This is a genomic window from Pseudoalteromonas sp. S1650, assembly GCF_005887195.1.
Lineage (GTDB): Bacteria > Pseudomonadota > Gammaproteobacteria > Enterobacterales > Alteromonadaceae > Pseudoalteromonas > Pseudoalteromonas simplex.
Map to the genome: position 1 here is coordinate 85,912 of NZ_PNDF01000012.1, position 6,243 is coordinate 92,154.

Below are 6,243 nucleotides of genomic sequence, written 5' to 3' on the forward strand. Positions count from 1 at the left end.
CATTTTATGTTTATTAAAGTGTAACTAGTTTGTCATACAGCTCCCGTAAGGTAGTCGCAGTTTAAAACTCAAGTGACCCAAAAGCATTAAGTTTTAGTGCTTTTTCGGTGACTTGAGTTTATGCGCTAACACAATAATTAAATATCTATCTTAACGGAGTGAACAATGAAATTATCTGGCTTATTCAAGGTTAGTCTTGTAGCTACAGCAATCTCTTTAGCAGGTTGTGGCGGTGGTGACATCAACATCAACGTGGACGAAACAGTTGAGCAACCAACTACACCTACTAACCCAACTACACCACCAACAACTGAAGAGTTACCAGGTGTATACAGCCAAAGCCTTTCGAATGAAGTATCTGCTGCATTAGGTCGTGATGTAACAGTTCAAGTTCTTTCAGGCGTAATTACAGAAGATACAACATTATCAACAGACGCATTCTGGGCACTTGATGGTGCAGTATTTGTTGGTAACGATAAAGCAGACAGTGCAACATTAACAATTGAAGCAGGTGCGGTAGTATTCGGTAACAGCGGCTCTGATTACCTAGTTGTTAGCCGTGACTCTAAAATTGAAGCTACAGGTACTAAAAACGACCCTATCATCTTTACTTCTAAGCAAGATGTAGTGGGTGATGAAACATCTGCAGGCCAATGGGGCGGTATGGTGCTTCTTGGTAATGGTATTTCTAATAAGTGTCCTGCTGAAGGCGATTGTGCTCTTCAAGTTGAAGGTGTTGAATCAGGTGCTGTATTTGGCGGTACGGATAACACAGATAATTCAGGTACATTAAAATATGTTGTTGTTAAAAACGCTGGTTATGAAATTGCACCAGACAACGAACTAAATGGTATTACGTTTGGTGCTGTAGGTTCTGGTACAACAGTTGAATACTTACAAGTTCACAATAATTCAGATGATGGTGTTGAATTCTTCGGTGGTGCAGTAAACCTTAAGCACGTTGTATTAACAAGCATCGACGACGATAGCATCGACTGGGACAATGGTTACCAAGGTAAAATGCAATTCGTTTATGTTGAACAAGATCCTGATTCAACAGATGCAAACCGTGGTATTGAAGCAGATAACGACGGTAGCACACCTTCTAAAGAACCAAAATCATTACCAATCATCTCTAACTTAACAATCATCGGTAACAACTTTGATGGTGAAGATGATGCTGAAGGTATCTACCTTCGTGAAGGTACAGGTTTACACCTTTATAACTCAGTGATCACTGGCTCTGATGAAATGGGTGAGTGTTTAGAGATTGAAGGTGCAGAAGACGGTGCTAGCGAAACAGTAAATAACGCTAACGATGGCACTATCTTAATGCAAAACACGTTTATGTCGTGTACTAATGGCGAAAACTTCAAAAATCCAGTTGATGGTAGCGGCAACACGTTACTTGAGCTTGAAACATGGTTTACAGCACAATCTGGTAACGTAATCAATGACAAGCCAATGCTTGGTGCAAACGGTCAACCAATTGCAGGTTCTCCATTACTAGGTGCTGGCCAAGATGTAGCAAATACTGTTGATGCGTTCTTCGATACAGTTGACTTTGTTGGTGCATTAAATGACTCAGATGACTGGCGTGAAGGTTGGGCATTTGGTTACGGTGGCGGTGAAGTCACGGCACCACCAGCTGTAGCAGGTTGTCCATCAGGTACAACGTCAATTTCTCCAGTTGATGGCAGCACAACAACATGTGAAGTGTCTGGTCGCATTACTGCAGATTTAACACTTACTGCGGGTAACTACTACGCATTAAGCGGTGCAGTATTTGTAGGTGATGATAATGCAGATTCAGCTACTTTAACAATCGAGCCTGGCGTAACAGTATATGGCCGTACAGGTGATGATTACTTAGTAATTAGCCGTGGTTCAAAAATTAATGCTAACGGTACTAAAGATGAGCCAATCTCGTTCACTTCAAGCCAAGATGTTATGGGCGGCACTACAGCAGCGGGCCAATGGGGTGGTTTAGTTCTTCTTGGTAATGCACCATCGAACAAGTGTCCAGCAGAAGGCGATTGTGCACTTCAAGTTGAAGGTGTGGAGTCAGGTGCCGTGTTCGGTGGTACTGATACAACGGACAACTCAGGTACGCTGCGTTATGTTCGTGTGATGAATGGTGGTTACGAAATCGCACCAGATAACGAATTAAACGGTATTACGTTCGGTGGTGTTGGTTCTGGTACTACTGTTGAGTATGTGCAAGTTCACCAAAACGCGGATGACGGTGTTGAATTCTTCGGTGGTAACGTACAAGCGAAGTACTTAGTACTAACAAGCATTCAAGATGACAGCATCGACTGGGACAATGGTTTCCAAGGTAAAATGCAGCATATTCTTGTTAAGCAAGCAGCTGATAACTCAGATGCAAACCGTGGTATTGAAGCAGACAACGATGGTACTACACCGTCTAAAACGCCTAAGTCAAACCCAACAATTGCTAACTTAACAATCATTGGTAATACCTTTGACGGTGAAGATGACTCAGAAGGTATGTACTTCCGTGAAGGTACGGGTGCACAAATCTATAACACAATCGTAACGGGCCCTGAAGGCATGGGCGAATGTCTTGAGATTGAAGGTGCAGCTTCTGGTGAAAGTGAAACAGTGAACAATGCTCAAGATGGCACCTTAATGATTAAATCATCAGTGATTGCATGTTCTGAAAACTTCAAAGACCCAAGTGGTGTAGATTTCAGCGTTGAGAACTGGTGGACAAACACATTAGGTAACTTAGTTGCTACAGGTCAAACGCAAGTTGTAAATGGTATCTTTACTATCGATACAACAACAGCAACAGACGTGAAAGCAATCGACGGTTTCTTCGATACGACAACGCACATTGGTGCAGTATCTGCTGATAACAACTGGACTGAAGGTTGGACGGTAGGTCTGGAATAACACAGTAAGCGAGGTGCTAAACAACGTGTTTAGCACCTTTAAACAACTTTCTGTAACTTATTTCAGATAGAGGTAAACATGAAACAATATTCAAAACAGTTCAGCTTAACAGCACTAAGCGCAGCTATCTTATGCGGCTTGAGTGTCTCAGCACACGCAGCTGAAGCAGACGAAGAAGCTGTTCTTGAAGAAGTTGTTGTTAGTGCAAGTCGTTTAAAAGGCACTGCAACAGCTGTTCTAGAAGAGCGTAAACAGCAAGCATTCGTTGCTGATATTATGGGTGCAGAGCAAATTTCACGAAGTGGTGATAGTGACGCTGCTGCAGCGCTACGCCGTGTAACAGGTTTAACACTTGTTGATGGTAAGTTTATTTATGTTCGTGGTTTAGGTGAGCGATATTCAAGTACACAGTTAAATAACTCTGCTGTACCAAGTCCAGATCCAACACGTTCTGTATTACCACTGGATTTATTTCCATCAGGTATTATCGAAAGTTTATCAGTACAAAAATCGTATTCACCGTCAATGCCAGCGTCTTTTGGTGGTGGTAACGTTGATATTCGTTTGAAATCAATTCCAGATCAATTTGTATTTGATGTGTCGGGTCAGCTTGGTTACAACACCAATAACTTTGATGATGGCCTTGAATACAACGGTGGTTCGGACGATTGGTACGGTGTTGATGATGGCACACGCGAAATTCCACGTCCTATCCTTGATGTATACCAAAGTGGTCAATCGCTTGATGATTTAACACCTGAGCAAAGCCGTGCTTTAGCACTGTCGTTAAATCGCGATTATGATCCAAAATCAGCAAAGGTTGATCCGAATACGAAGTTCACTGCCACATTAGGTAATAGCTTCGAATCAGATAAATGGCGCTATGGTTTCTTATCGTCGCTTAGTTATGATAATAAGCATGTTGTTGCAGATGAGTATCAAGGTCAAGGTTTCTTGATTGGTGAAAACTCAACAACCATGATCCGTGGTTATGACCAAGTACTAAGTACAGAACACACGGTTAAGACATCAGGAATGGTTACGGTTGGTGTTGAATATGACAAAGCGCATAAAATTGACTACACGGCTTTAATCTTACGCGATACTGAAGATAAAATTTCAGACCGTTTAGGTATTGACCAAAACAACAATACCTCTGATAACAAGCGTGTACGCTCGTACGATGTTCGTTATGAAGAACGTGAACTGATTGTTAATCAATTAAAAGGTATGCATACCTTTGATTGGTTGAATTACGCGGGTTTTGACTGGAAGTATTCAATTGGTCGCTCAAATCGTTACGCACCAGGTAATATGGAAACGCGTTTTATTGTTACTGATGCTAACGAAGATGGGTTTTACGATACAGTTAACGAAAGCGCACTAACGAATGCAACAACAGCTGCACGTTACACTTTCCAAGATTTGGATGATGAAGTAGAGAACTACGGTTTTAACTTTACGTTGCCTATTATGCTTGATGGCGTGGATGTTGAGCTTAAATCAGGTGCTGACTTTATCTCTAAAGAGCGCTCAGCAACTAACCGTCGTTTTGATATCAATACACGTGCATTCTCAGATGTTGACTTAAACGGAAATGAGTTAAACACCATTTTATCTGATGATGTACTTACAAACGCGTCACTAACGCAGCCAATCTTAAACGACACAACGGTTTCAGGCGATGACTATAAGTCAGCGCAGAAAGTGGATGCCTATTACTTCGAAGCTGATTTCTTCTTCAATAACACATGGCGTATTACCGGTGGTTTACGTTGGGAAGATTTCCGTCAAGTATCTGTTCCTCTTGACCCATTTACTGGTGGCCTTGCATCTTCAATTGATTATGATGAGTTAGATCAGCTCGCATTCCGTGAAGACGACGTTTATAGTGCACTTGCTTTAACTTATGTGCAAAACGACGAAACGCAATGGCGTTTAAGCTATGGTGAAACAGTTGTTCGTCCAGATTTACGTGAGATTTCTGATGCAACTTACATCGACCCACTTACTGAATACCCTGTAGGTGGTACGCCTGGTTTACGTACAACGCAAATCAAAAACTATGATTTCCGCTGGGAAAACTATTTTGATACGGGCGAGAACTTCTCTGTTGGTGTGTTCTATAAAGACATGGTTGATCCAATTGAGTCTGTTCAATCACCTGCACAAGATGGTCCACCATTGGTACGTATTGCTAATGCAGAAGATGGTTATGTTGCGGGTGTTGAATTTGAATACCTGAAAGATTTTGCTTTCTTAGGTGGATTCTGGCAAGACGTGTTCATGACAGGTAACGTGACGTTAAGTGACTCAGAAATCAACATGGACCGTCAGGCGATTGTTGAACAAACAGGAGTTTCTGCAGCGGTTACAAATACAACACGTCGCATGACGGGCCATTCAAAATATGTTGTGAATATGCAGTTAGGCTATGACGCACCTAGTGGGCAGCATGCTTCAACGCTAATCTATAACGTATTTGGTGAGCGAATTATTATTCCTGGCATTGAAGGTCAAGAAGATTGGATGGAGCAACCTTTCCACTCTCTAGACTTTAACTACACCTATTTCCCTGATTTCAACTCAAGCTTGAAGTTCAAAGTGACTAATATCTTGGGCGCAAAATCTGAAATAGAGTCAGCGGGAACTTTAACTCGCTCTAAAGAGAAAGGCACTGAGTTCTCAATTGAGTACAAATACCAGTTCTAATACTCTGACCAAGGAAGGATACAATAATAAATCCTAACGTTGATTTAGCCCTGCACTAGCAGGGCTTTTTTAATTTTTTTGTAATTTAAATAATATACGACTGTCATGGAAATATATGAGTATTTATAGCTGATTTAACAAGGAACAATGGAGTTAATTATGAAGAACATGTTATCAGTAGTAATTTTAAGTGCTTTATGCTCATTCTCAGTTAATGCAACCCAATGTGAAGGATATGTAGATAAGCTGTATAAGCTTTCAAATGGTAAGGTAAAGGTTTCACTAGCTCAATTCTCAAATACTTATGATATTAAAGATGAAAGTGATTTGATTTTAATTACAAATGCAGCATTGGCTAATAAGATTTTAAAATTATCCGTTGTTGAGATGGATGGAAGCGTTATTACTAATTCAAATGCAAATTGCGGTGATAATGATGCTGATGATCAATTAACAGTAATAGCTACATCTTTAGATTTTTAATTGTATAAATCCTAACGTTGATTTAGCCCTGCACTAGCAGGGCTTTTTTGTTTCTGTATTGTCTAAAAACCATTGCGTGTTATGGTAGTTCAACGTGTTTAAACAGGGATTAATACCATTCCGCATAAA

General features: G+C 40.8%; 3 protein-coding genes. All 3 read left to right on the plus strand.

Going from position 1 to position 6,243, the window contains the following annotated elements:
- Positions 1–165: 165 nt before the first annotated feature.
- The 3 genes from CWB80_RS03520 to CWB80_RS03530 all read left to right on the plus strand — a co-directional run bounded on the left by CWB80_RS03520 (position 166) and on the right by CWB80_RS03530 (position 6,114).
- The gene (locus CWB80_RS03520) at positions 166–2,919 is read left to right on the plus strand and encodes a beta-helix domain-containing protein (RefSeq protein ID WP_138600834.1); all 2,754 of its coding nucleotides are present in this window, start codon (positions 166–168) and stop codon (positions 2,917–2,919) included.
- 78 nt (positions 2,920–2,997) lie between these two features.
- Positions 2,998–5,631 carry a TonB-dependent receptor domain-containing protein gene (locus tag CWB80_RS03525; RefSeq protein WP_138600836.1) on the plus strand — a complete coding sequence of 878 codons (2,634 nt, stop codon included), beginning with the start codon at positions 2,998–3,000 and terminating at the stop codon, positions 5,629–5,631.
- Between the two features lie 159 nt (positions 5,632–5,790).
- A complete protein-coding gene (locus CWB80_RS03530; protein ID WP_130167573.1) occupies positions 5,791–6,114 on the plus strand; it encodes a hypothetical protein in 324 nt (107 codons plus the stop codon).
- The last annotated feature ends 129 nt before the right edge of the window (positions 6,115–6,243 follow it).